This is a genomic window from uncultured Tateyamaria sp. (assembly GCF_947488715.1).
Classification (GTDB): Bacteria; Pseudomonadota; Alphaproteobacteria; order Rhodobacterales; family Rhodobacteraceae; genus Tateyamaria.
The window spans coordinates 335,456-357,674 of sequence record NZ_CANLAG010000004.1 but is presented as its reverse complement, the minus strand read 5'-3'; the positions used below and the strand labels follow the sequence as shown (position 1 = coordinate 357,674).

The window sequence follows — 22,219 nt, the reverse complement described above, 5'->3', positions numbered from 1 at the left end:
GATCAGTCTCCTTCGGCGCTGCGCGTGCCCTGATCGGAGCGCAGGTAGTTGAAGAACTCGCTGTCCGGCGACATCACCATGGTCGAGTTGTCCGCCCCCAGCGCGCGCTCATAGGCGGTGAGCGACCGGTAGAATTCAAAGAACTCTGGGTCCGCCCCGAAAGCGTTGGCAAAGATAGCGTTACGGCGGGCGTCGGCCTCACCGCGGATAATCTCTGCCTGGCGTTCGGCGTCGGAGGTCAGTTCCACCACGGTCCGGTCAGCCTGAGCGCGCACACGTTGCGCGGCCTCGTTACCGCGGGCGCGTTCGTCTGTCGCCTCACGTTCCCTTTCGGCACGCATCCGCTGGAATGTGGCGTCCAGGTTTTCGGTGGGCAGGTCGGTCCGCTTGAGGCGGACGTCGACGACTTCGATGCCCAGCGCGCGTGCCTCGAGGATGGCCCCGTTGCGGATGCGCAGCATCAGCGCCGCCCGGTCCGAGCTGAGGATGTCGTTGGAGGTCACGGAACCCAGCACTTCGCGCAGCTCGTTCCGCAAGATGCCGTCGATCCGGCGTTCGGCGGCCTGTTCGCCACCAGTACCAACCGCTTGGCGGAACTGGTTCAGATCAGTGATCCGGTAGCGCGCAAAGGCGTCCACGACCAGACGACGATCATCCAGCGGCGTCACTTCGATCGGGTCGACATCGCGGCTGAGGATCCGGTCGTCATAGCGTACGACCTCCTGGATCAACGGCAGCTTGAAGGCCAACCCCGGGTCTTCCTTGACGGCGACGACGCGGCCGAATTGCAGCACTAGCGCCTTTTCGCGTTCATCGACGATGAACAGCGACGACAGGCCAAGGGCGGCGATGATCACGACCACAGGGATCAGAAAAGCAGATCTACGCATCAGTTCGACCCTCCGGTGTTACGGCGCAATTCATTGAGCGGCAGGTAAGGCACGACGCCTTGGCCGCCACCCTGGTTTTCGTCGAGGATGATCTTGTCCACACGGCCAAGCACACGTTCCATCGTTTCGAGATAGAGGCGCTTGCGCGTCACTTCGGGCGCCTTAGCGTATTCCTCCAGAACGGCGGAGAAGCGGCTGGCCTCACCTTCGGCTTGGTTGACCTGCTGGGCGCGGTAGCCCTCGGCCTCTTCAAGCAACTGGGCCGCTTGACCGCGGGCCTCGGCGAGGACGCGGTTGGCATAGGCGTCAGCCACGTTTTGCAAGCGGTCCCGTTCCTGTTCCGCGGCCTGAACGTCGCGGAAGGCGTCGATCACGGATTGCGGCGGGTCAGCCTTGTCAAAGTTCACGCGGATCACGGTCACGCCGCTTTCGTAGCTATCGAGCGTCGACTGGATCAGATCCTGAAGACGGCTGGCGATGGCACCCCGGTCCCGGTTGAGGATCGGTGCGAGATCGGATTGGGCGATGATCTCGCGCATGGCCGATTCCGACACCGCCCGGATGGTCGGGCGCGGGTCGCGCAGGTTAAAGAGGTAATTCGCAGGATCGTTGATGTTCCAGACCACCTGAAAGTCGATGTCGACGATGTTTTCGTCGCCCGTCAGCATCAGGCCGGCATCCCCGCCGCGCCCGCCCACTCCGATTTCCTCGGTCTGTTCGCGAGTGACCGGAATCACCTCGGCGGTGACCACAGGCCATGGGGCAAAGTTCAGGCCGGGATTGCCGATGGAGGAAAATTCGCCCAAGAAAAGTTCGACTGACTGTTCTTCGGGCCGGACCGTGTAGAAGGACGAAAAGATCCAGAGACCCACCGCCGCCGCGATCCCCAGAAGAGCAGTGCCTCGTGTCAGGAACGGACCACCGCCGCCGCCGGATCCTCGACCACCGCCGGTATTGCCACCGCCGCGACCGCCCATTAGAACGCGCAGCTGTTCCTGGCCTTTTTTCACCAACTCGTCGATTTCGGGGATCTGCGGACCGTCATCGCCGGGGCGTCGCCCGCCATTGCCGCGATCGGGGCCACGACCGGGATCGCGCGGGCCATTGCCGCGCCCGTCGTCGCCACCTGAATTTCCGCCACCCCCCCAGGGGCCGCCTGTATTGCCAGCCATATGGTGTATGTCTCCTTTTGCCACGCAGCCTGTGCCGCGCCTTTGCCCACTACGTGTGATTTTTCGTGGAAAAATCAAGCAGTCCGCATGGGCGTCTTCATGGTTACAATCTCTTCCGACATGGTCGGGTGCACAGCCACCGTCCTGTCGAAATCCTCTTTGGTCGCGCCCATCTTGATCGCGATACCGGCCAACTGGATCATTTCGCCTGCGTTCGGTGCGACGATGTGACAGCCCAGAACCTTGCGGCTGGCCACGCTGACCACCAGTTTCATCAGCACGCGGTCGCTTTGCCCGGCAAAGGCGGTGCGCATGGGACGGAACGAAGTGCAGTAGATTTCGACCTCTTCCTGCTCGCGCGCGGCCTCTTCGCTCAGGCCCACGGTGCCCATTTCAGGCTGGGTAAAGACCGCCGACGGGATCAGCTCGTGATCAACTGCGGTTGGGTTGTCCTTGAACGCCGTTTCAACAAAGGCCATGCCCTCGCGGATGGCGACCGGTGTCAGGTTGACCCGGTTGGTCACGTCGCCAATGGCATAGACGCTGTCGGCTGCGGTGCGCGAATAGGCGTCGACCACAATCTCGCCGCGCCGGCCCGTTTCGATCCCGACGGCATCCAGCCCCATATCTGTCGAATTGGGGTCGCGGCCCGTGGCAAAGAGCACGGTGTCAAAAACGCGCTCGTGGCCGTTGGTCGACTTGACCCAGATCGGCCCGCCCGTGGCGGCGCTGTCACCTGCCAGCTCTGCTGCCTGGGCGGCGCTGGCCCCCATGGCTGCGTCGGATGCAGTGGGCGTCGCGCCCGAATGATCGTCAGAGGCTGGACCCATCTCGACAATGTTGGTGCCTGTGGCCAGATCGATGCCGCGCTCGCGCATGGATTCTGCAATCAGGCCGCGCGCTTCGTCGTCAAAGCCGCGCAGGATTTGCGCGCCGCGATAATATTGCGTCACCTCGACACCGAGCCCATGCAGGATGCAGGCAAATTCGCAGGCGATATACCCGCCACCAATGATCAGGATGGATTTGGGCAGGGTTTCGAGGTGGAAAATGTCGTCGCTGACAATGCCCAGATGCGCGTTGGGCAGGTCCGGGCGCACCGGACGTCCGCCGGTTGCAATCAGGATCGTTTTGGCCGTCTTGGTTTCGCCTGTGGACAGGGCCACGGTGTGCTTGTCCACAAGCTTTGCACGCGCATCGAACGTCTCGACCCCGGAATTCTTGAGAAGGCTGCGGTACACACCCTCCAACCGATCCAATTCGGTGTTCAAGTGGCCGCGAAAGCTCTGCCAGTCAAAGCTGCCCGCGGTCATGTTCCAGCCATATGCGCTGCCGACCTCGGCCACGTCGCTGAATTCGCTGGCAAATACCATCAGTTTCTTGGGCACACATCCCCGGATCACGCAGGTGCCGCCGTACCGGTCCTCTTCGGCCAGCGCCACACGCGCGCCCGTATCGCCCGCAGCAACGCGCGCTGCACGCACGCCACCTGAACCGCCTCCGATTACAAACAGGTCGTAGTCATAGTCTGCCATCTTGGCCGTCCTTAGTCCGCAAGGTCCGTGAACAGGTTGTCGGTCTCAAAAAAATCGAGCCGCTCCTGTTCCACCGTGCCTTCATTGATATCCCGTACCTCGACCCGACCATCGCCGTAGCCGATTACGACAGCGTCACAAATATCAATGAACAGGCCGTTTTCAACCACACCCGGCATCTGGTTCATGACCAGGCTCAACTGTCTGGGGTTGCCGATCCTCTGGACGTGCAGATCAAGGATATAGTTGCCCTCGTCCGTGATAAACGGCCGTTCACCATTCATCCGCAAGCTGGACTGGCGGCCCAGTACGTCCATGGAAATAAGGGTTTCCTCGACGAGCGCCTGTGTGGTTTGCCAGCCAAAGGGGATCAGCTCGACCGGCAATGGAAAAGAGCCCAGATGTTCCACCTCTTTGCCGATATCCGCGATCACCACCATTTGATCAGAGGCGGTCGCCACAATCTTTTCCTGCAAGAGCGCGCCTCCGCCACCCTTGATGAGATTGAGATCCCCATCGAATTCGTCGGCGCCGTCAATGGTCACGTCGAGCCACTTGGCCTCGTCCAGGCTGATCACCTCGATCCCGACTTCGCGGGCCAGTTGCGCCGTCCGCGTGGATGTGGGCACGCCCTTGAACCGCAGACCACCGTCGCGCACCTGTTCACCCAGACAGCGTACAAGCCACGCCGCCGTGGATCCGGTGCCAAGGCCAACACGCATGCCATCCTCGACATAGTCCGCCGCCCGTTTGGCAGCGACAAACTTTGCCTTGTCGATGGGCGACAATTCTCCGGTCATATGGCGCGACTCCCCCAAATCTGTTGAAGCGCTTATAGTCGGAGCGCGGGGCCGTTACGACCCCCAACCGAGCAACCCGTGCCAGACGCTGTCGGCCCAGCGACAAGGGTGACGTTGGCGGACAAAATATAGCGTGCGCCATCAGGCGCGCATTTGGGTCACGGCACGCTCGGTCTGGGCGAAACGCCCAACACAGACACGTCGACCGCAACAGGCATGGGGACAAAGCCCTCTCCCCCTGCCAGCCCCAATCGCCAGGGCATCAGGCATGCCACAAGAGACAGAAAGACAATAAACCAGCGCATGGCACATTCCTCCTGCCCCAAACAAACAGCAGCTTTGTTAAGGTCGTATTAAGCATGCCCGGAAACTTCGCTAAAAGGTCGCATTGCGACAATGGCACGTGGCGGCCCGTGTCTATGCTCCGCCCATGACTTATGTGTTGCACTATGCGCCCGACAATGCCTCGATGATCATCCGCCTGGCACTCGAAGAATTGGGAGCCCCCTACAAAACCGTGCTCGTCGACCGCGCAACCCGTGCGCAGGACAGCGCAGCCTATCGCAGGATCAATCCTGCGGGTTTGATCCCGGTGCTGGAAACGCCGGACGGCCCGATCTTTGAAACCGCCGCGATCCTGCTCTGGTTGGCGGACAGACACGGCGCGATGGCCCCCACACCGGACAGCCCCGACCGAGCGCCATTTCTGCGCAAGCTCTTTTTCGTGTCGAACACGCTGCACGCACAAATGCGCATGACGTTTTATCCCTGGAAATACGTGGGCGACGATACAACGGCTCAGGCCACGCTGCGCCGGACCCTGCAAGCCAGATCAACGAACGACATGACATTGCCCGCGGGGCTGACACTGCTGGACGCGGCGCTCGCGGCAAGCGATGTCGACACCCCATCTGTCCTGCACTGCTACGCCGTTGCCCTTGTGCGGTGGTGCGCGCTCTATCCCGCCGGGCAAACCGATTGGTTCGACTTGCATGACTACCCTACCCTGCTAGGTGTGGCGCAACAGTTTGAAACCCGCCTATCCGCCCACGTGGCACAAGCCGCCGAAGGCCTTGGCCCCACGCCGTTCACCGCTCCGCGGTTGCCGACCCCACCAGAAGGGACCGCCCTCTAAAATGTTTCTCTCCGTCTTCGACATGTTCAAGGTTGGCATCGGACCGTCCTCTTCGCACACTATGGGCCCCATGGTCGCTGCCGCCCGCTTTCTCGACATGATGCGCGCCTCGCCGTTCCAGTTTGCTGGGGTGCGTGCCTCTTTGCATGGTAGCCTCGCCTTCACCGGTGTTGGCCATGCAACGGACCGGGCGACCATCCTTGGGCTTGCCGGTTTCGTGCCCGACACATACGACCATAAAAAGGCTGAGGCGACGCTCGCCCACTTGGCAAACGCGCATACCCTGCACCCGGACGGGCTGCCACCGCTGCACTTTGACCCCGACGAAGACCTGATCTTTGACTACGACACCGTGCTGCCAGGCCATGCCAACGGCATGGTCCTCATGGCCACTGACGCCCAGGGCGACGTAACGTTGCGGCAGGTCTTCTATTCCATCGGCGGCGGCTTTGTGATGACCGAAGAGGAATTGGCCGCGGGCAAAGCCACGGACGAAGGCGCGCCCGTCCCCTTCCCCTTCAAATCCGCCGCTGAAATGCTGGACATGTCTGGCATGTCAGGCAAATCCATCGCCCAAATGAAACGCGCCAACGAAGTGGCGCGCGGCGGTGCGGACCAACTGGCCTCCGGCACCAAACGGCTCTGGCAGGTTATGAACGCATGCATCGACCGTGGTCTGACCACTGACGGCACATTGCCTGGCGGGCTTCACGTGCGCCGTCGCGCCAAGGATATCCATGACAAGCTCATGGACGAACGCGGTATGAACCTGAGTGCGCCGCACACCATCAATGACTGGATGAGTGTTTATGCAATGGCTGTGAACGAGGAAAACGCCGCAGGTGGCCAAGTCGTAACGGCCCCCACCAATGGCGCGGCGGGGGTACTCCCGGCCACACTGCGGTACTACCTTGATCACGTGCCGGGTGCGTCGGAGTCGCATGTCGAAGACTTCCTGCTGACGGCGGCCGCCATCGGTGGTCTGGTCAAATACAACGCCTCCATCTCCGGCGCAGAGGCTGGTTGCCAAGCCGAGGTCGGCTCTGCCGCAGCTATGGCAGCCGCCGGTCTGTGCGCTGTGATGGGCGGCACCCCGGCGCAGATCGAAAACGCCGCCGAAATCGCGCTGGAACATCACCTTGGCATGACCTGCGACCCGGTACGCGGTCTGGTGCAGGTGCCCTGCATCGAACGCAACGGGCTGGGCGCGATCAAGGCCGTCTCTGCCGCCTCCCTTGCCCTGCGCGGCGACGGCACCCACCTCGTGCCGTTGGATGCCTGTATCGAAACCATGCGCCAGACCGGCGTGGACATGAGTGAGAAATACAAGGAAACCTCGCTCGGCGGGCTGGCCGTAAACGTGCCCAACTGCTGAAAAAAGTGGCAAAACCGAGGGTCGGTGGGTGGGCGCATTTCGCGCATGGCGCGGAACAGACCAGCCTCCGACGGAACTGACGCCAATGCGCGTCAAGTACGGTGCAAATCCCACATTGTGTTCTACACGCCGCCTGCTAGCGTGCCGCCATGTCTCAGGATCGGCCTCTGTTGGGAATTCTTCTCATGCTCGGCTTTTGCTTCGTGGCGCCAATGGGCGACGCGGTGGCAAAGCTCTTGGGCAAATCTGTCCCCTTGGGCGAATTGCTCCTGGTAAGGTTCGCCGTTCAAGCCCTCATCCTAATTCCGATTGTCTGGCTGACCCGCCGGGCTTGGCGCATGCGTGGCCGCGTGCTGTGGCTGACGATGACGCGGACAGTCCTGCACATTGTGGGGATTGGTGCCATGTTCACTGCGCTGCAATACCTGCCCCTCGCCGACGCGGTGGCCATTGCCTTTGTCATGCCGTTCATCATGCTGCTCTTGGGCCGCTACGTCCTCAACGAAGAAGTTGGCAGCCGCAGGCTCGCCGCCTGCATCGTGGGCTTTATCGGCACCTTGATGGTGGTCCAGCCCAGCTTTGTCCAAGTCGGCTGGCCTGCCCTTTTGCCCCTCGTGGTCGCCGTCAACTTTTCTGTCTTCATGCTGGTCACGCGCCAGATCGCCAAGGAAACCGACCCCATTGGCCTGCAAGCCGTGAGTGGCGTCATGGCCGTCACCATCATGCTGCCGCTCCTGCTTCTTACCCAGAATGCGGGCATCCCTGCGCTGGACCTGATTGTCCCGACACAGGTGGAGTGGACGCTGCTTGTCGCAATTGGGCTGCTGGGAACCTTGGCGCATCTGCTGATGACGTGGTCGTTGCGCTATGCACCTTCGGCCACGCTGGCGCCAATGCAGTATCTGGAAATTCCAGTAGCAACCGTGATTGGCTATCTCGTCTTTGCCGACTTGCCCAATGGTCTGGCCAGCGCAGGCATCTGCGTCACGATTGCTGCGGGCCTCTATATAGTTCTGCGCGAGCGGGCCATCGCGCGGACGACGGCGCGGACGCCAGCACCCGCGTGACATAGCCCAGCAACCGGCGGGGCAGCACCAGAACCGCCGCAGGTGCATCCCAACGCATCCACACAGGCCCTTCCGCCGCGTTCAACGTCCCGATCTGCGTCATCGGATCAAAGACCAGCCCATCCACCGGCCACCTCAACCCGCGTGACGCACCGCTCACACGACCCATCGGAAAGATCGACACCGTTTCTTCGGGCAGACACGGCAGTTCAATCTCGGGCGGTGAGACCAGCAGGATCTCTTGCGGTCCAATCACGATGCAAGGCCGATCCGGGTATCGCACGAGAACATGCAGCACGCCCAATTGGTGATCTATCCGCGCACCGGTAAAGCCAACGGCCAGAACCAGCGGCGCATCGATCCGCGACAACGCCTTTTCAAAATCGGTGCTGTCCTGTTCCGCGATGGGGAATTGCCGGTCTGCGGGAATGCGGGACCGGGTGTCGGGGTCCAGAGAATCGAAATCACCGATCACCGCCACGGGATCTGCCCCCGCCGACAATGCCAGCCTCGCCCCCCCATCGGCCGCTACACAGGTCGGTGCCAACGCCAATGCTTCCGCCACATCGACCAGAGTGCCGTCTCCACCACCGATCAGCGTGACCGGCTCTAATCTGTGAACAATCCCGTTTTTCATCCGGCTTTAATGCAATTTTCGGAAACAGATCACAATGTCGCCTCGAAATGATACGGTCTCTGGCACAGATTCGGGCCGCTTTGGTCCGGGATCGCCCCCTATAGAAACCTCCGCATCTTGGCAGAGGACGAGCATCCGATGATGAGTAACAATAAAATTTTGACAGTTTCCTACGGCACGTTTTCCTGCACGTTGGAAGGATTTGATGACAGCTTTGGCACCATGAAGGCCATCGCGGAGTATTTCCGCGACCTGGCCTCGGACGACCGGTATTTCGGTGCAGAACCACCCCAACCAGACGCGGAAATGCTGGCCCGCATCGCCGAACGCGAGATATCGCGCCGTGTTGAGGCCCGCGAGCAGGAAGGACGCATTGTCCTGAGTGCTGGCGACGCCGCGGCTCCGGCGGCGGCTGCGGTCACCGCCGCCGCGCCTGCCCTGATGGCAGAGCACTCACCGGCCCCGATCGAGACGCCCGAAGCAGACAACGTGGTCACTGAGGACGCTGTGATCAGCGAACCTGAGGTTGACCCGACACCCGTCGCTGAGGATCAGCCCACCGCGATGGCGGACGTCGAAGACGCAGCGCCCGTTCAGGAAGACGCCATGGGCGAGGCCCAGGGTGAAGTCATTGCAGAGGCTGTAGAAGACGAAGCGGCTGACATTGAGGCCGTTGCTGAAGAGTTGCCCGAGGAAGCGGCGGCGTTCTTTGCCGGTGCAGCGACGGATGCCGACGCAGGTGGCGCTGAAGCGGATGTCACGTCGGATGACGACTTGGTCGCCGAGGCTGCAGACGCCGCGCCTCAAAACAGCATTGCCGCCAAACTTCAGCGCATCCGCGCGGTGGTTTCGCAAAGTCAGGACGACGAGGACGAAAGCCCGCTCTTTGAAGACGAGCATGCCGAAGACTTTGCGCCGCATAGCGACATTGTCGACGTGGCCGACGCCGAAGTTGATGCGCAGGAACACACAGCCCCCGATGTCATCGAGGATGCAGCACGCGCCATCGAAGCCAGCCAGGACATGGATGAGGCCGAACAGGCCGCGCCAGAAGAGGACGGCGACGACGACATCGCGGCAATTCTTGCCCGGTTCGACACGGACACATCCGAGGCAGCGGTCGAGGCCGAGGCCGAAGCGCCTGTGCCCACAACAGAGGCCGCGGAGGCACCTGCCCCAGAAAAAGACGATGATCTGGGCCTGGACACATTGGCCGCACTGTTGGCCGCTGATGATGGTCAGCCGGAAGATGGCGATGATGGTGACAACCTCTTTGAGGACAGCCTGAGTGCCGAAACCGACGAGGCGGACCCTGTTGTCGAAGAGGAAGCAACCGAAGCGCCGCGCCGTGCCCGTGTGATCAAGGTCAAGCGTGCCGATATTGACGCGGCCATTGCCAGCGGTCAGTTGGAAGAGGTCGAAGACGCCTCCGAAGATGATGCAGAGGGCACACTGTCCGACGAGCAAGAGGCCGAGTTGATGGCCGAGTTGGCCGGTGTTGAAGCGGAGCTGGAAAAGGACGCGGTGGTTGAAAGCGCTGATGCGTCTGCTGATGAGATTGCATCCGCTGACGACGACGCCAACGCCGACGTGGCGCCCGAAATCAACGATGATGACGTGTCGCGTTTGATGGCCGAAGCGGACAATCAGATGGAAGAGCCCGAAGGCTCCAGCCGTCGGAACGCCTTTGCTCACCTCAAGGCCGCCGTGATGGCCAAAAAGGCAGATGCCGGCATCGGTGCAGAGTCGCAAGAGGACGAAGGTGCGTTCCGGTCGGATCTGGCATCGGTTGTCCAACCGCGCCGCCCTGCCGCACGCGGCACACGTGCCGAACGCCCAGAAGGCAAGCGCCCAGCGCCGCTGAAACTTGTGGCCGAGCAACGTGTTGACGTGGACGCGAGCCCCAAGGGCCCAGTGCGCCCACGCCGTGTCGCAGCCGTCGAAGAAGCGCCGCAGCCAAGCGCGGATGCCGCAAGCTTTGCCGACTACGCCTCTGATATGGGCGCGCATGACCTGCCCGCTCTGTTGGAAGCCGCCGCAAGCTATCTCAGCTTTGTCGAAGGTCGGGACCAGTTCTCGCGTCCGCAGCTGATGACCAAGGTGCGTCAGGTCGAGCAAGGCGATTTCAGCCGCGAAGACGGGCTACGGTCGTTCGGTCAGCTGCTGCGCGCAGGCAAGATCGAAAAGATAAAAGGGGGCCGCTTTGCCGTTACTGGCGACATCGGGTACCGCCCGGATCAACGCGCGGCGGGCTAAGTCCACTGCAAGAACTCAGGAAAAGGCGCCTCTTGCAGGCGCCTTTTTTTATGCCGGAAGCACCGTTTGAGGTCGGCAGTCAGGTGCTGCTCTGCCGATGGGCGATCTTCGGGTTTGGCTTTTACGCCACCCAGACTACGCACGACCACTGGTCACGCGGCCTGAGGGAAACGGGTGTCAGGCGTCGGGGTCTGGCTGACCGATCCCTTTGAACACCGCCTTGAGCGGGATGGCCCACAGCACGCCAAGCCCGACGTAAATCATCAGCTCGACGAGGATCGAAGGCCGGTCGAACAGCGCCACGATGCTGACCGCCGCAATGATATAAAGCGGCAGCCCAACGATCAGGATCAGCAGCGACAGCCGCTTTCGCGTTTTGTAGCGCAGCGCCATATGACCTCCTTAGTCGGCGAACGGATCCCGGACCAGAATTGTATCCTCGCGTTCGGGTGACGTGGAAAGTAGGGCTACGGGGCAGTCGATCAACTCTTCGACGCGGCGCACGTATTTGATGGCGTTGGCAGGCAGGTCCGCCCAGCTGCGCGCGCCTTCGGTGGATTCGGACCAGCCGGGCATTTCCTCATAGACAGGTGTGCAGCGCGCCTGTTGATCCGCAGCGGTGGGCAGGTAGTCCATCCGCTCGCCGTCCAACTCATAGCCGACGCAGATCTTGAGCGTCTCGAACCCGTCCAGCACGTCCAGCTTGGTCAGGGAAATGCCGTTCACACCGGATGTAGCGCATGTCTGACGCACGAGACAGGCATCGAACCAGCCACAGCGACGCTTGCGCCCGGTGGTGGTGCCAAATTCGTGGCCACGCTCGCCCAGACGTTGACCGTCTTCGTCCTCAAGCTCGGTCGGGAACGGCCCCTCGCCCACGCGGGTGGTGTAGGCTTTGACGATGCCCAGCACGAAATCAATGCTGCCCGGTCCCATGCCGACACCAGTGGCGGCCTGACCAGCGATCACATTCGACGAGGTCACAAAGGGATACGTGCCAAAGTCGATGTCGAGCAGCGCGCCTTGCGCGCCTTCGAAGAGGATACGTTTGCCTGCCTTGCGAGCCTCGTTCATCACCTTCCAGACCGGCGCGGCATAGTCGAGAATGGCGGGCGCAATTTCGGTCAGTTTCGCGATCAATTCCGCACGATCCACGGGGGGCAGGCCAAGGCCGCGGCGCAGCGCATCGTGGTGCACCAGTGCCCGATCAACCCGCAGCTCAAGCGTCGCCTGATCCGCCAGATCTGCGACACGCACAACACGGCGGCCCACCTTGTCCTCGTAGGCGGGGCCGATGCCGCGCCCGGTGGTGCCAATCTTGGCCACGGAGTTTTGCGATTCCCGCGCGCGATCCAGTTCGCCATGAATGGGCAGGATCAGGGGCGTGTTTTCTGCAATCATCAGCGTCTCCGGGGTGATATCGACCCCCTGGGCACGCAGGGTTTCGATTTCGGACACAAGGTGCCACGGGTCCAGAACCACGCCATTGCCGATCACCGAAAGTTTGCCACCGCGTACTACACCCGAAGGCAGCGCATGCAGTTTGTAGACCTCGCCGTCGATGACAAGCGTGTGGCCTGCGTTGTGACCGCCCTGAAACCGCGCAATCACGTCAGCGCGTTCGCTCAGCCAGTCAACGATCTTGCCTTTGCCCTCGTCACCCCATTGAGCGCCGACAACCACCACATTGGCCATGCTGATCCCTTTCATGCAAACCCGCGCCCGTATAGCGATGCGGGACCGGGACGCAAACCGCTAACTGGTCCGGATATGCCGAAAAATATCGGTCGGCGTTGCAGCCCCGCTTGCGGCACCCGCCATTTTCGGGTCAACAAGGCGAGATACCATCGCAGGGACGATCTCGATATGAGCTTTATTGCACGCTGGCTCTTTGCATTTTGCCTTTTGGCCGCGACCTACAATCCCACTGAGTACAACTATGTGCGATGGGTAACGCAGTACGGTGCGGAGAACCTGTCGATTGCGGTTCTGTGCGGTTTGATCATCGTGATCGGTTACATCATCTATCTGCGCGCCACGCTGCGCTCGATTGGCGGATTTGGCATGGCGCTGGTTCTGGCGCTGGTGGGTGCGATCCTGTGGGTTCTCTATGACCTTGGGCTGGTCAAGCTGGACAATCCCGGCATTAACACGTGGCTTGCGCTGTTGGCATTGTCCATCGTGCTGGGTGTTGGGCTGAGCTGGAGCCATGTGCGGCGTGCGCTGTCTGGTCAGGCCGACATGGACGACGTGGACGAATAGCGGCGGATCAATCCAGTGTGACAGGCGCGCCATGTGGCGTGTTGAGATAGGCGGTCTCCCAGGCGTTGCGCATATCCGTCAGCGCCTCCGCCTCGGCGGCACCTGTTTCGGTCAGCAAGGTTTCCAGAGTTTCAAGCCAGGCGAGAAAATAGTCATCCCCGCCGTTCAATGTCCGCGTCAGGCCATGACGCTTTAGCGTTGCGCCAAAGCGCTCGGCCCAATCCGGCCAGGCGAAATGCCCCGCCTCATTCAGGTGCACCGTCAGCGCAAAAAGCTGGGCGTGCCAGGGCGCTTCGAATACCGGTTCCGGTTTCATGCGCGGCTCAGGTAGCTTTGCCACAGATCGGCGATCACTTCGTCGCCACTATTTTCGGGGTGCGCCCAGAGATCAGTTGCCCGAAATGCCACTGCGTAAAGCGGTTCGGGGGCTTCGCCCTGTCCATGCGCATTGCTGTCGGGCAGGATATGCGTGCCGTGATGGCGCACAATGGTGCCGGTGCGCCCCGCCAGATAGGCGGGCAATCGGGTGTGCCCGCCGTCAACGACCATGTTTTCAGCCTGCGCCCGTACTTGCACCGTATCACCGGGTACAAATTCCGCCGCAAGGCCGCCGGGCCGCGTGGCGGGACCGCCCTTGGCCAGAACGCCCGCAACGGCGCCGGGGGCAAGCCGTTTCTCAGCCAGATCGCTGTCACCTATCGCCTGTCCCGTGGCCAGTTCCTCACGGCTGAGCGCGCCTTTGGCGACAAGCAAGTCGGCAAGGGCGGCAATCCATTTTTCATAGTAGGCAAATCGCGCATAGTCTTTGGGCGCCAACGCCTCGCGCGCGTGTCGCGATATGTCGATGTTCCAGAGGCCTAGACTGCCGGAGGCCAGCGTCAGTGCCAAAGCACGCGGGTGCCAGTCTGCGTGAAACATCACGTCTTCGGGCTCGGGCGTGACCGGTCCGTCGCCGAAACGCCCGCCCATGTCGTGCGGCCGGGTCATGGTGACACCGCCAGTCCGGTGCCGATCATGCTGTCACGGGTCACAAGCGCCATCAGTGCGGCCTCGTCCAGATCTTCGGTTCCCGAAGGGCGCTGCGGCAACACAAGATAGCGTACTTCGGCTGTCGAATCCCACACGCGCACGGCTGTTTCGGCGGGCAATGCGACCCCGAACTCGGCCAGAACCTTGCGCGGTTCACGCACCGAACGCGCGCGGTAGGCATCGGATTTGTACCACCCCGGCGGAATTCCAAGCAGCGGCCACGGGTAGCACGAGCACAGGGTGCAAACGACCATGTTGTGCACTTCATCCGTGTTTTCGACCACCACCATGTGTTCGCCCTGCCGACCATAGTACCCCATTTCGGCCAGAACCGGATCGGCGTCTGCCAGAAGGGCCGCACGAAATTCTGCATCGACCCAGGCACGCGCAACAACATGGGCGCCATTTTTGGGGCCAATGCGGTTTTCGTAGGTGTCGATGATTTCATCCAGTGCGGCTGGATCCACCAGCCCCTTCTGGGTCAGAATGGTCTCAAGCGCCTTGACACGCAGTGCGGGGTCAGACGGCAACAGGCTGTGCGGGTGGTCGTGATGATCATGAGGCATGGGGCGATGATGGTCCGCACCAAACACATTTGTCCAGCCCCCCAAAGCGCCACTTGCCCCGGCCCGCATTCTTGCATAGATACCGCCCATCGCGCAGCACGAAGGGCCACCCCCGCATGGAAAACGTCGTTCTTATTGTCCATCTGATCCTCGCCCTCGGCTTGATTGCCGTGGTGCTGATGCAGCGTTCCGAAGGGGGCGGTCTGGGCATGGGTGGCGGCGGTGGCGGCGCAATGACCGGCCGTGCGGCTGCGACTGCCCTGTCCAAGGTAACTTGGGTCCTCGCGATTGCCTTTATCATTACGTCGATCACCCTGACGATCATTGCCGCGCAGAACTCTGCCGGTACATCCGTGATCGACCAGCTGGGCATCACACCGCCCGCGCAGAACGCGCCGTCGAATGACCTTGTGCCACCGGGCGGCGACCTGTTGCCCCCATCCGCTGGCGACAACGCACCGCTGGTTCCCAGCGCAGACTGAACGAAATATTGAGGGCAAAGAACGTGTTGCAACATCATGTTGCGGCAACCTTGCCCTTGTGAACCGAATCCTGTTAAACTGAGGTCCCGTGGGGAACGCTTTGTCGCGTGTCCTTCACTTGGCCTTGGGCCAGACTGAACCACGGGAGACCGCAGCACATGGCGCGCTACATTTTCATCACCGGCGGTGTTGTGTCATCGCTTGGCAAAGGGTTGGCATCCGCCGCCTTGGGCGCACTGCTGCAAGCCCGAGGGTTTTCCGTGCGGCTGCGCAAGCTGGACCCCTATTTGAACGTCGATCCCGGCACGATGTCTCCCTTTGAACATGGCGAGGTGTTTGTCACTGATGATGGGGCCGAAACGGACCTGGATTTGGGCCACTATGAACGCTTCACCGGTGTCGCTGCGCGCAAGACCGATTCCGTGTCGTCGGGCCGTGTCTATTCGACAGTGCTCGAGAAAGAACGCCGCGGCGACTATCTGGGAAAGACGATTCAGGTGATCCCGCACGTCACCAACGAGATCAAGGATTTCATCGAGATCGGCGATGACGAAGTCGATTTCATGCTGTGCGAGATTGGCGGCACCGTGGGCGACATCGAAGGGCTGCCGTTCTTTGAAGCCATCCGCCAATTCAGCCAGGACAAGCCGCGCGGGCAGTGCATTTTCATGCACCTCACCCTACTGCCCTACATCAAGGCGTCCGGCGAGCTGAAGACCAAGCCGACGCAGCACTCTGTCAAAGAGTTGCGGTCCATCGGCATAGCGCCCGACATTCTGGTGTGCCGGTCCGAAGGTCCGATCCCCGTCAAAGAGCGCGAAAAGCTGGCGCTGTTCTGCAACGTCCGGCCCGACAGTGTGATCGCGGCGCAGGACCTTTCGACCATCTACGATGCCCCGCTTGCCTATCACCGCGAAGGCATGGATCAGGCCGTTCTGGATGCGTTTCAGATTTCGCCCGCGCCCAAGCCGGACCTGTCCAAGTGGGAAGACGTCAGCGACCGCATCCACAACGCCGATGGCGAAGTAAAAGTGGCGATTGTTGGCAAGTACACCCAGCTTGAAGATGCGTATAAATCCATCGCAGAGGCGTTGACCCATGGTGGTATGGCCAACCGCGTGCGGGTCAAGGTCGAGTGGGTGGATGCCGAGCTTTTCGATCGCGAAGACCCCGCCCCCCATCTCGAGGGGTTTCATGCCATTCTGGTGCCCGGCGGCTTTGGCGAGCGCGGCACCGAGGGCAAGATCAAGGCCGCAGAGTTCGCGCGGACCCACAAGGTGCCGTACCTGGGCATTTGTCTCGGGATGCAGATGGCCGTGATTGAGGCCGCTCGGAATGTCGCGGGTCTTACGTCGGCAGGATCCGAAGAATTTGACCACGAAGCCGGGAAAAAGCGTTTTGAACCCGTGGTCTACCACCTCAAGGAATGGGTGCAGGGCAATCACAAGGTCGAACGTAAAGTGGGCGATGACAAAGGTGGGACCATGCGTCTGGGGGCCTATGACGCCACTCTGACCGAAGGGTCGCGCGTGGCCGACGTTTATGGCACCACCGCGATTGATGAACGTCACCGCCACCGCTACGAGGTCGACATCGCCTATCGTGAACAGCTGGAAAAGGCTGGCTTGCGGTTCTCTGGCATGTCGCCCGACGGCAAGTTGCCGGAGATCGTCGAATGGACAGACCATCCGTGGTTCATCGGGGTGCAGTTTCACCCAGAGCTGAAATCCAAACCCTTTGCGCCACACCCTTTGTTCCAAGACTTTGTGCGGGCCGCGCGCGACGTGTCACGCCTAGTCTGACGCTCAAGGCCTTTTGGCGAGCAGCGGACCAATCAGTTCAATCCGGTTGGTCCAGATGTATCCGTCAAAGTCGGCAGGGACATCCGCGAATGCGGCCTCAGTATCGACACCGCTGGTGAAACCGGACCCGTCATAGTCACCAATCAAAACAACATCCGTACCCGCGGCAGCCATGCGCCGGGTGAACCTGTGCGGCCAGCCCCACAGGAATGGCGCGTAGTTCTGAGGCACCAGCACAACCGACCCGTGGCATGGCGGTGGCACCCGCCCGGTCCAACCGGTTGCGATATAACCCATCAGGCACGCCTTGACCGACGCCCTGTCGAACCCCCGCAACCCCGGCACCGCATCGGCGGCGGCATATGTCGGCGGCGCGCCACCGTAGACGCCATACACCTGCGCACGGCGCGAAGGCGTCTCTAACATCTCGGCAAGCGCCAGACCGTCCTCGGCGCGGCGGCTTTTGAAGTTAATCAGAAAGCGGCCATCCATGTCTGCGTCAAAGACATCCGGTAGCGACGGCATCAGGCCTGCGCCCTGCCCGCGCAAAGGAAACGTCCCCGACCCGTCGTCAATGCGGTATCCGAGGTCGAGGCCTGCAAGTGTCTCGAACGTCTGTTTGTGCGTGACCCCGGTGCCATTGGTCCGACACTCAAGTGTCCAGTCATGGAACACGGCAAACACGCTGTCCTGCGTCAGATGCACATCAATTTCGACGACATCTGCCCCAAGGCGAAACGCTTCTTGCATAGACGGCAGGGTGTTTTCGATGAACCCATGCTCAATCGGTTCCACCGGTGCCGCCTGACACGACGTGGCGGACCGGTCCGATCCGGCATAGATTTGATGCACGCCCCGATGGGCGATCAACCGGGTGTCATGCTGTGCTCGGTCAGTGATGAACAGGGATGTGTTGCCGACCCAAAGGCCGGCCAAAGCGATCAAAACGACCACCGCCGCCCATTTCAAAATTCGTTTCATGTGTGCACCTTAGCCCGCTGTGCGACAGGTCGGGCAGCTATTTGCGCCACCATCCCTCGATAGGCAAAGGACCGCCAGAGCGGCCTGATGAGAACGCAGTGTCCGCGCGCAACATCCCGCGCTTGGGCGTTGCACATGGCGTGGTTTTCGCTACACCCGCCGCATGCTGAGTTATCAACATATCTACCATGCCGGAAATCTGGCTGACGTGCACAAGCACAGCTTGCTTGCGTGGATGCTGGATTACCTCACCGCCAAGGACAAACCGGTCAGCTATATCGAAACGCATGGCGGTCGGGCGCTGTATCATCTGGACGCACCCGAAGCGTTGAAAACAGGCGAGGCGGCGCAGGGAATTGCGCGAACGCGCCACTGGTTTCCGGATGCGCACCCTTATGCGAAATCCCTCGCCGAGACCTGCGGCATTGCAGGTGAAACGGCTTATCCCGGCTCGCCCTTGATCGCGACGCAACGCTTGCGCGACACCGACACGATCACCATCGCCGAACTGCACCCGCAAGAACACAACGCACTGGAACTGGCGCTGCCCACGGCCATCTGTCGCAACATGAACGGTTTCGACATGGCGCATGGCATGGTGCCCCCGACGCCACGGCGCGGTTTGATGCTGATCGACCCCAGCTTCGAGATCAAAGACGACTACGACACGATACCCGGCCACATAAAAAAGTACGTGCGCGCATGGAATGTGGGCATCATCGCATTGTGGTACCCGCTTTTGACCTCCGGCGCCCACCACAACATGTTGAAGTCATTAGAGAAAGATCACCCCGATGCGCTGCGGCACGAAGTACGTTTTGCGCCCGCGCGACCCGGTCATGGGATGATCGGATCGGGTCTGTTTGTGATCCGACCGCCCTTTGGTCTTGCAGCAGAGGCCGCAAAGCTGAAAAATCGCTTTGACCAACTGAAGTGATGCCCATGTTTGAACGCCTATTTCCCAAAAGACCCAGAGAAACCAAACCGTTGCCCGAACCGACACCCCAGTTGGCACTGGGTGCTTTGCTGGTGCGCATCGCGATGAGCGACCGCGAATACCAGGCTCCGGAAGTTGCGGCGATTGACAAGATCCTATCCGGCACGTTCGATTTGAAACCGCTCGAGGCCGCAAAACTGCGTGCCACCTGCGAGGCGCTGGAGCGCCATGCCCCGGGCACGCCGGAGTTTGCCGAAATCCTGCGCGACGCCGTGCCATACGCCGACCGATTGGGTCTGGCGTTTGCGATGTGGCAGGTGCTGTTGGCAGATGGCGAACATGCCGCGATCGAAGAGGCAACACTGCACGAGATCGAAGCCGCACTGGGCATCACGCCGGAGGATAGCGCCGATATCAAGACGCGTGCGCTTGGCTAATCTGCGCAACGTCCATATATAGCGGGTATGTTCCAAGACCTCCTTCGCCGGCTGACACAGCCTGACCCCGCCCCCATCGCGGATGCCGATGCGCGTTTGGCACTGACCGCCCTGTTGGTGCGCGTCGCCCGCTCTGACAACGATTACAGTGGTGATGAACGCGCCTTGATCGATCAGATCACACAGGACCGCTATGGCCTTACGGCCGGTGACGCCCAAGCCCTGCGCGATGAGGCCGAGGCCATGGAAGCCGAGGCACCTGACACCGTCCGGTTTACCCGCGCGATCAAGGCTGCCGTCGCCTATGAGGACCGATTGGCGGTGATCGAGGCACTGTGGAAAGTTGTCCTGGCAGACGGCCAGCGCGCGCAAGAAGAAGACGCGCTCTTGAGATTGGTGACAAACCTGCTGGGGATTTCGGACCCGGACAGTGCCATGGCGCGGCAACGGGTCAGCGGATGATCGCATCGCTGGGCATGTATGACATGCCCCATGCACGCGACGCCTATGATCGCTTTTGGGACGGCATACGCGACGCGTTGGGCTATGGCCCCGAAAAACTGGACAGAACGCACGACAGTTGGGGCATCTGGCAATCGCCGGACCTTTTGCTGGCGCAGACATGCGGGCTGCCGTTTCGGGCGCGCCTGTATGGTCAGGTGACGCTGGTCGGCACGCCGGACTATGGCCTGCGCGATTGCCCCAGCGGGTACTACTACAGCTATATCATCAGGCGGCGCGGGGACGACAGGGATCTGCGTTCCTTGGCCCGTTCGGGCATCTTGGCCTATAATGACGGGCTGTCGCAATCCGGCTGGGCGGCCCCCGTCGCTGCCGCAGGGGCGTTGAACCTGACGGTTCCGGCCACCTTGGAAACGGGTGCGCATGTGGCGTCCATTCATGCCGTGCTGGAACGTCGCGCCGATTTCGCAGGCATTGACGCCATCACCTACCTGATGTGGCAACACGCAAACCCCGAAACGGCCCGAGGTATCGAGACGTTTATCCGCACCGACCCCACGCCGGGCTTGCCCCTGATCACTGCTAAGGGGCGCGATCCTGCCCCCATCGCCCATGCGGTCCGCAATGCCATTGCACAGATGTCGGCGTCTGACCGTGACATTCTGCACCTAAAAGGGCTGGCTCGGATCGACGCGGACACGTACCGTGCGCTGCCCATACCGGCGATGCCCTGATCAATCCGGCGTCACTTGGCGTCAAATCGGGCAGATGCACCCCGAAACCGTCGATTTGCCCGTAGACTCGGCTGAAAAATTGCGTCCTTATACCCGCTGACACAATTAGCGCAGCGTGCCCCTTGACCGACACACCCGTTATCGAAATCCGCAACCTCCACAAAGCCTATGGCGCGCTCGAAGTGCTGAAAGGCGTGGATATTGCCGCAAAACGCGGCGACGTGGTGTCGCTGATCGGGTCATCCGGATCGGGCAAGTCGACGCTGTTGCGCTGTTGTAACCTGCTCGAAGACAGCCAGCAGGGTGATGTCACGTTCAAAGGTGAGCCGGTGACATGGCAAGGGTCAAACCACGCCCGCCGGCCCGCTGATCCCAAACAGGTGCTGCGCATCCGCACCAACCTGTCTATGGTGTTCCAGCAGTTCAATCTGTGGGCCCATATGACGATCCTGCAGAACGTGATGGAAGCACCCGTCACAGTGCTGCGCCGCGATCCTGCCGAGGTCGAAAAAGCGGCGCGCGCCTATCTGGACAAGGTCGGTATCGGCGACAAATGCGATGTGTATCCGGCCCAATTGTCCGGCGGCCAACAGCAGCGCGCAGCGATTGCCCGCGCCCTGTGCATGGAGCCTGAGGCGCTGCTGTTTGACGAGCCGACCAGCGCGCTAGACCCAGAGCTGGAACAGGAAGTCATCAAGGTCATCAAGGACTTGGCCGCCGAAGGGCGCACGATGCTGATCGTCACACACGACATGAAACTGGCCCACGATGTGAGCGACCATGTCGTGTTCCTGCATCAAGGCCTGATTGAGGAACAGGGCCCGCCCGACACGCTGTTCGGCGCGCCCAAATCAGAACGTCTGCGCGGGTTCCTTTCTGCGACCCACGCCGCGTAAACCAATAAAACAACGGGAGTATCACTCATGAAATCCATCCTTCTTTCTACGGTTGCCGTCGCGGTCACTGCGACGCTTGCACTGGCCGACGGTCATTCGGTCGTGCGCATGGGCACCGAGGGCGCCTACCCTCCGTACAACTTCATCAACGATGCGGGCGAAATTGACGGGTTCGAGCGCGAACTGGGCGACGAGTTGTGCCTGCGTGCCGAGCTGACCTGCGAGTGGGTCAAGAACGACTGGGACAGCATCATCCCGAACCTGGTGTCGTCCAACTACGACACAATCATCGCCGGCATGTCGATCACGGACGAGCGCGACGAAGTCATTGATTTCACACAGAACTACGTACCGCCCGCCTCTTCGGCCTTTGTTGCGGCCAGTGCAGACGCGGACCTGACAGGCGGCGTGATCGCAGCACAAACAGCCACGATCCAAGCGGGCTACATTGCCGAAGGCAATGCAGCTCTGATCGAGTTTGCAACGCCTGAAGAGACAGTTGCGGCCGTCCGCAATGGCGAGGCTGACGCGGTCTTTGCAGACAAGGACTACCTTGTCCCGCTGGTCGAGGCATCGGGTGGCGAGCTGATGTTTGTTGGTGAGGACGTGGGCCTTGGCGGCGGCGTCGGCATGGGTCTGCGCGAAAGCGATGGCGAGCTGAAAGGCAAGTTTGACGCGGCCATCACCTCGATGAAAGAAGACGGCACGCTGAACGCGCTGCTGGTCAAGTGGTTCGGCGAAGAAACGGCCCAGTACTAAACCAT

The 22,219-nt window shown here is 61.4% G+C and carries 24 protein-coding genes; 13 read left to right on the top strand and 11 right to left on the bottom strand.

Translation table 11 applies throughout. The features are described from left to right. Positions 1 to 2 precede the first annotated feature (2 nt). The 4 genes from hflC to rpiA form a co-directional block, all read right to left on the bottom strand. The gene (gene hflC / locus Q0936_RS12240) at positions 3 to 890 is read right to left on the bottom strand and encodes a protease modulator HflC (protein ID WP_299292374.1); all 888 of its coding nucleotides are present in this window, start codon (positions 888 to 890) and stop codon (positions 3 to 5) included. Beyond that, positions 890 to 2,062: an FtsH protease activity modulator HflK gene (gene hflK, locus Q0936_RS12235; RefSeq protein WP_299146485.1), complete on the bottom strand. Its 1,173-nt coding sequence runs from the start codon at positions 2,060 to 2,062 to the stop codon at positions 890 to 892. The genes hflC and hflK overlap by 1 nt, the downstream gene beginning before the upstream one ends. Positions 2,063 to 2,136: 74 nt before the next feature. Next, on the bottom strand, positions 2,137 to 3,597 hold the full coding sequence (locus Q0936_RS12230; RefSeq protein WP_299292376.1) for an FAD-dependent oxidoreductase: 1,461 nt from the start codon (positions 3,595 to 3,597) through the stop codon (positions 2,137 to 2,139). A gap of 11 nt (positions 3,598 to 3,608) precedes the next feature. Then, entirely contained in the window at positions 3,609 to 4,397 is a 789-nt protein-coding gene (gene rpiA, locus Q0936_RS12225; RefSeq protein ID WP_299292378.1) for a ribose-5-phosphate isomerase RpiA, read from the bottom strand. A gap of 430 nt (positions 4,398 to 4,827) precedes the next feature. Between rpiA and Q0936_RS12220 the strand changes: the two genes are divergently transcribed. The 3 genes from Q0936_RS12220 to Q0936_RS12210 all read left to right on the top strand — a co-directional run bounded on the left by Q0936_RS12220 (position 4,828) and on the right by Q0936_RS12210 (position 7,974). Further along, positions 4,828 to 5,532: a glutathione S-transferase gene (locus Q0936_RS12220; protein ID WP_299292380.1), complete on the top strand. Its 705-nt coding sequence runs from the start codon at positions 4,828 to 4,830 to the stop codon at positions 5,530 to 5,532. A gap of 1 nt (position 5,533) precedes the next feature. Beyond that, a complete protein-coding gene (locus Q0936_RS12215) occupies positions 5,534 to 6,907 on the top strand; it encodes an L-serine ammonia-lyase (RefSeq protein ID WP_299292382.1) in 1,374 nt (457 codons plus the stop codon). Positions 6,908 to 7,056: 149 nt separating this feature from the next. Beyond that, entirely contained in the window at positions 7,057 to 7,974 is a 918-nt protein-coding gene (locus tag Q0936_RS12210; RefSeq protein ID WP_299292384.1) for a DMT family transporter, read from the top strand. Here Q0936_RS12210 and Q0936_RS12205 read toward each other — a convergent pair. Continuing rightward, complete coding sequence (locus Q0936_RS12205; protein WP_299292386.1) at positions 7,892 to 8,611, bottom strand: thiamine diphosphokinase; 720 nt, start codon at positions 8,609 to 8,611, stop codon at positions 7,892 to 7,894. The genes Q0936_RS12210 and Q0936_RS12205 overlap by 83 nt on opposite strands. A 138-nt stretch (positions 8,612 to 8,749) precedes the next feature. On the opposite strand from Q0936_RS12205, the gene Q0936_RS12200 reads away from it, so the two are divergent. Continuing rightward, positions 8,750 to 10,867 (top strand): hypothetical protein, encoded by a 2,118-nt coding sequence (locus tag Q0936_RS12200; protein WP_299378145.1) that lies wholly within the window; start codon positions 8,750 to 8,752, stop codon positions 10,865 to 10,867. A gap of 177 nt (positions 10,868 to 11,044) precedes the next feature. On the opposite strand, the gene Q0936_RS12195 is transcribed toward Q0936_RS12200, so the two are convergent. Together Q0936_RS12195 and Q0936_RS12190 are read right to left on the bottom strand one after the other, a co-directional pair. Continuing rightward, positions 11,045 to 11,260, bottom strand: coding sequence for a DUF2842 domain-containing protein (locus Q0936_RS12195; protein ID WP_299146476.1), 216 nt, complete (start codon positions 11,258 to 11,260; stop codon positions 11,045 to 11,047). Positions 11,261 to 11,269: 9 nt separating this feature from the next. Beyond that, entirely contained in the window at positions 11,270 to 12,562 is a 1,293-nt protein-coding gene (locus Q0936_RS12190) for an adenylosuccinate synthase (RefSeq protein WP_299292458.1), read from the bottom strand. A gap of 171 nt (positions 12,563 to 12,733) precedes the next feature. Here Q0936_RS12190 and Q0936_RS12185 point away from each other — a divergent pair, with 171 nt between their 5' ends. Then, positions 12,734 to 13,129 (top strand): DUF6524 family protein, encoded by a 396-nt coding sequence (locus Q0936_RS12185; RefSeq protein ID WP_299292388.1) that lies wholly within the window; start codon positions 12,734 to 12,736, stop codon positions 13,127 to 13,129. Positions 13,130 to 13,136: 7 nt separating this feature from the next. Here the strand turns inward: Q0936_RS12185 and Q0936_RS12180 are convergent, their stop codons facing one another. The 3 genes from Q0936_RS12180 to nthA are packed head-to-tail and all read right to left on the bottom strand — an operon-like array spanning position 13,137 to position 14,724. Next, positions 13,137 to 13,445 (bottom strand): nitrile hydratase accessory protein, encoded by a 309-nt coding sequence (locus Q0936_RS12180; RefSeq protein WP_299292390.1) that lies wholly within the window; start codon positions 13,443 to 13,445, stop codon positions 13,137 to 13,139. Then, a complete protein-coding gene (nthB, locus tag Q0936_RS12175; protein ID WP_299292392.1) occupies positions 13,442 to 14,116 on the bottom strand; it encodes a nitrile hydratase subunit beta in 675 nt (224 codons plus the stop codon). The genes Q0936_RS12180 and nthB overlap by 4 nt, the downstream gene beginning before the upstream one ends. Next, on the bottom strand, positions 14,113 to 14,724 hold the full coding sequence (nthA, locus tag Q0936_RS12170; RefSeq protein WP_299146472.1) for a nitrile hydratase subunit alpha: 612 nt from the start codon (positions 14,722 to 14,724) through the stop codon (positions 14,113 to 14,115). The genes nthB and nthA overlap by 4 nt, the downstream gene beginning before the upstream one ends. Before the next feature lie 116 nt (positions 14,725 to 14,840). On the opposite strand from nthA, the gene secG reads away from it, so the two are divergent. Then, the gene (gene secG / locus Q0936_RS12165) at positions 14,841 to 15,206 is read left to right on the top strand and encodes a preprotein translocase subunit SecG (RefSeq protein WP_299146471.1); all 366 of its coding nucleotides are present in this window, start codon (positions 14,841 to 14,843) and stop codon (positions 15,204 to 15,206) included. 158 nt (positions 15,207 to 15,364) lie between these two features. Next, positions 15,365 to 17,008 (top strand): CTP synthase, encoded by a 1,644-nt coding sequence (locus tag Q0936_RS12160; RefSeq protein ID WP_299146470.1) that lies wholly within the window; start codon positions 15,365 to 15,367, stop codon positions 17,006 to 17,008. A 3-nt stretch (positions 17,009 to 17,011) separates the two neighbouring features. Here the strand turns inward: Q0936_RS12160 and Q0936_RS12155 are convergent, their stop codons facing one another. Continuing rightward, positions 17,012 to 17,989, bottom strand: coding sequence for a glycerophosphodiester phosphodiesterase family protein (locus tag Q0936_RS12155; protein ID WP_299292394.1), 978 nt, complete (start codon positions 17,987 to 17,989; stop codon positions 17,012 to 17,014). 163 nt (positions 17,990 to 18,152) lie between these two features. Between Q0936_RS12155 and rlmJ the strand changes: the two genes are divergently transcribed. From rlmJ to Q0936_RS12125, 6 genes are all read left to right on the top strand, one after another. After that, positions 18,153 to 18,926 carry a 23S rRNA (adenine(2030)-N(6))-methyltransferase RlmJ gene (gene rlmJ, locus Q0936_RS12150; RefSeq protein ID WP_299292396.1) on the top strand — a complete coding sequence of 258 codons (774 nt, stop codon included), beginning with the start codon at positions 18,153 to 18,155 and terminating at the stop codon, positions 18,924 to 18,926. A gap of 5 nt (positions 18,927 to 18,931) precedes the next feature. After that, on the top strand, positions 18,932 to 19,363 hold the full coding sequence (locus Q0936_RS12145) for a TerB family tellurite resistance protein (RefSeq protein ID WP_299146467.1): 432 nt from the start codon (positions 18,932 to 18,934) through the stop codon (positions 19,361 to 19,363). A 27-nt stretch (positions 19,364 to 19,390) separates the two neighbouring features. Continuing rightward, positions 19,391 to 19,825, top strand: a complete 435-nt coding sequence (locus tag Q0936_RS12140; RefSeq protein WP_299292398.1) for a TerB family tellurite resistance protein — start codon at positions 19,391 to 19,393, stop codon at positions 19,823 to 19,825. Next, a complete protein-coding gene (locus Q0936_RS12135) occupies positions 19,822 to 20,559 on the top strand; it encodes a PhnD/SsuA/transferrin family substrate-binding protein (protein WP_299292400.1) in 738 nt (245 codons plus the stop codon). Before Q0936_RS12140 ends, Q0936_RS12135 begins: the two co-directional genes overlap by 4 nt. 122 nt (positions 20,560 to 20,681) lie before the next feature. Beyond that, complete coding sequence (locus tag Q0936_RS12130; protein WP_299146464.1) at positions 20,682 to 21,455, top strand: amino acid ABC transporter ATP-binding protein; 774 nt, start codon at positions 20,682 to 20,684, stop codon at positions 21,453 to 21,455. Positions 21,456 to 21,482: 27 nt separating this feature from the next. Beyond that, positions 21,483 to 22,214, top strand: a complete 732-nt coding sequence (locus Q0936_RS12125) for a transporter substrate-binding domain-containing protein (protein ID WP_299146463.1) — start codon at positions 21,483 to 21,485, stop codon at positions 22,212 to 22,214. The last annotated feature ends 5 nt before the right edge of the window (positions 22,215 to 22,219 follow it).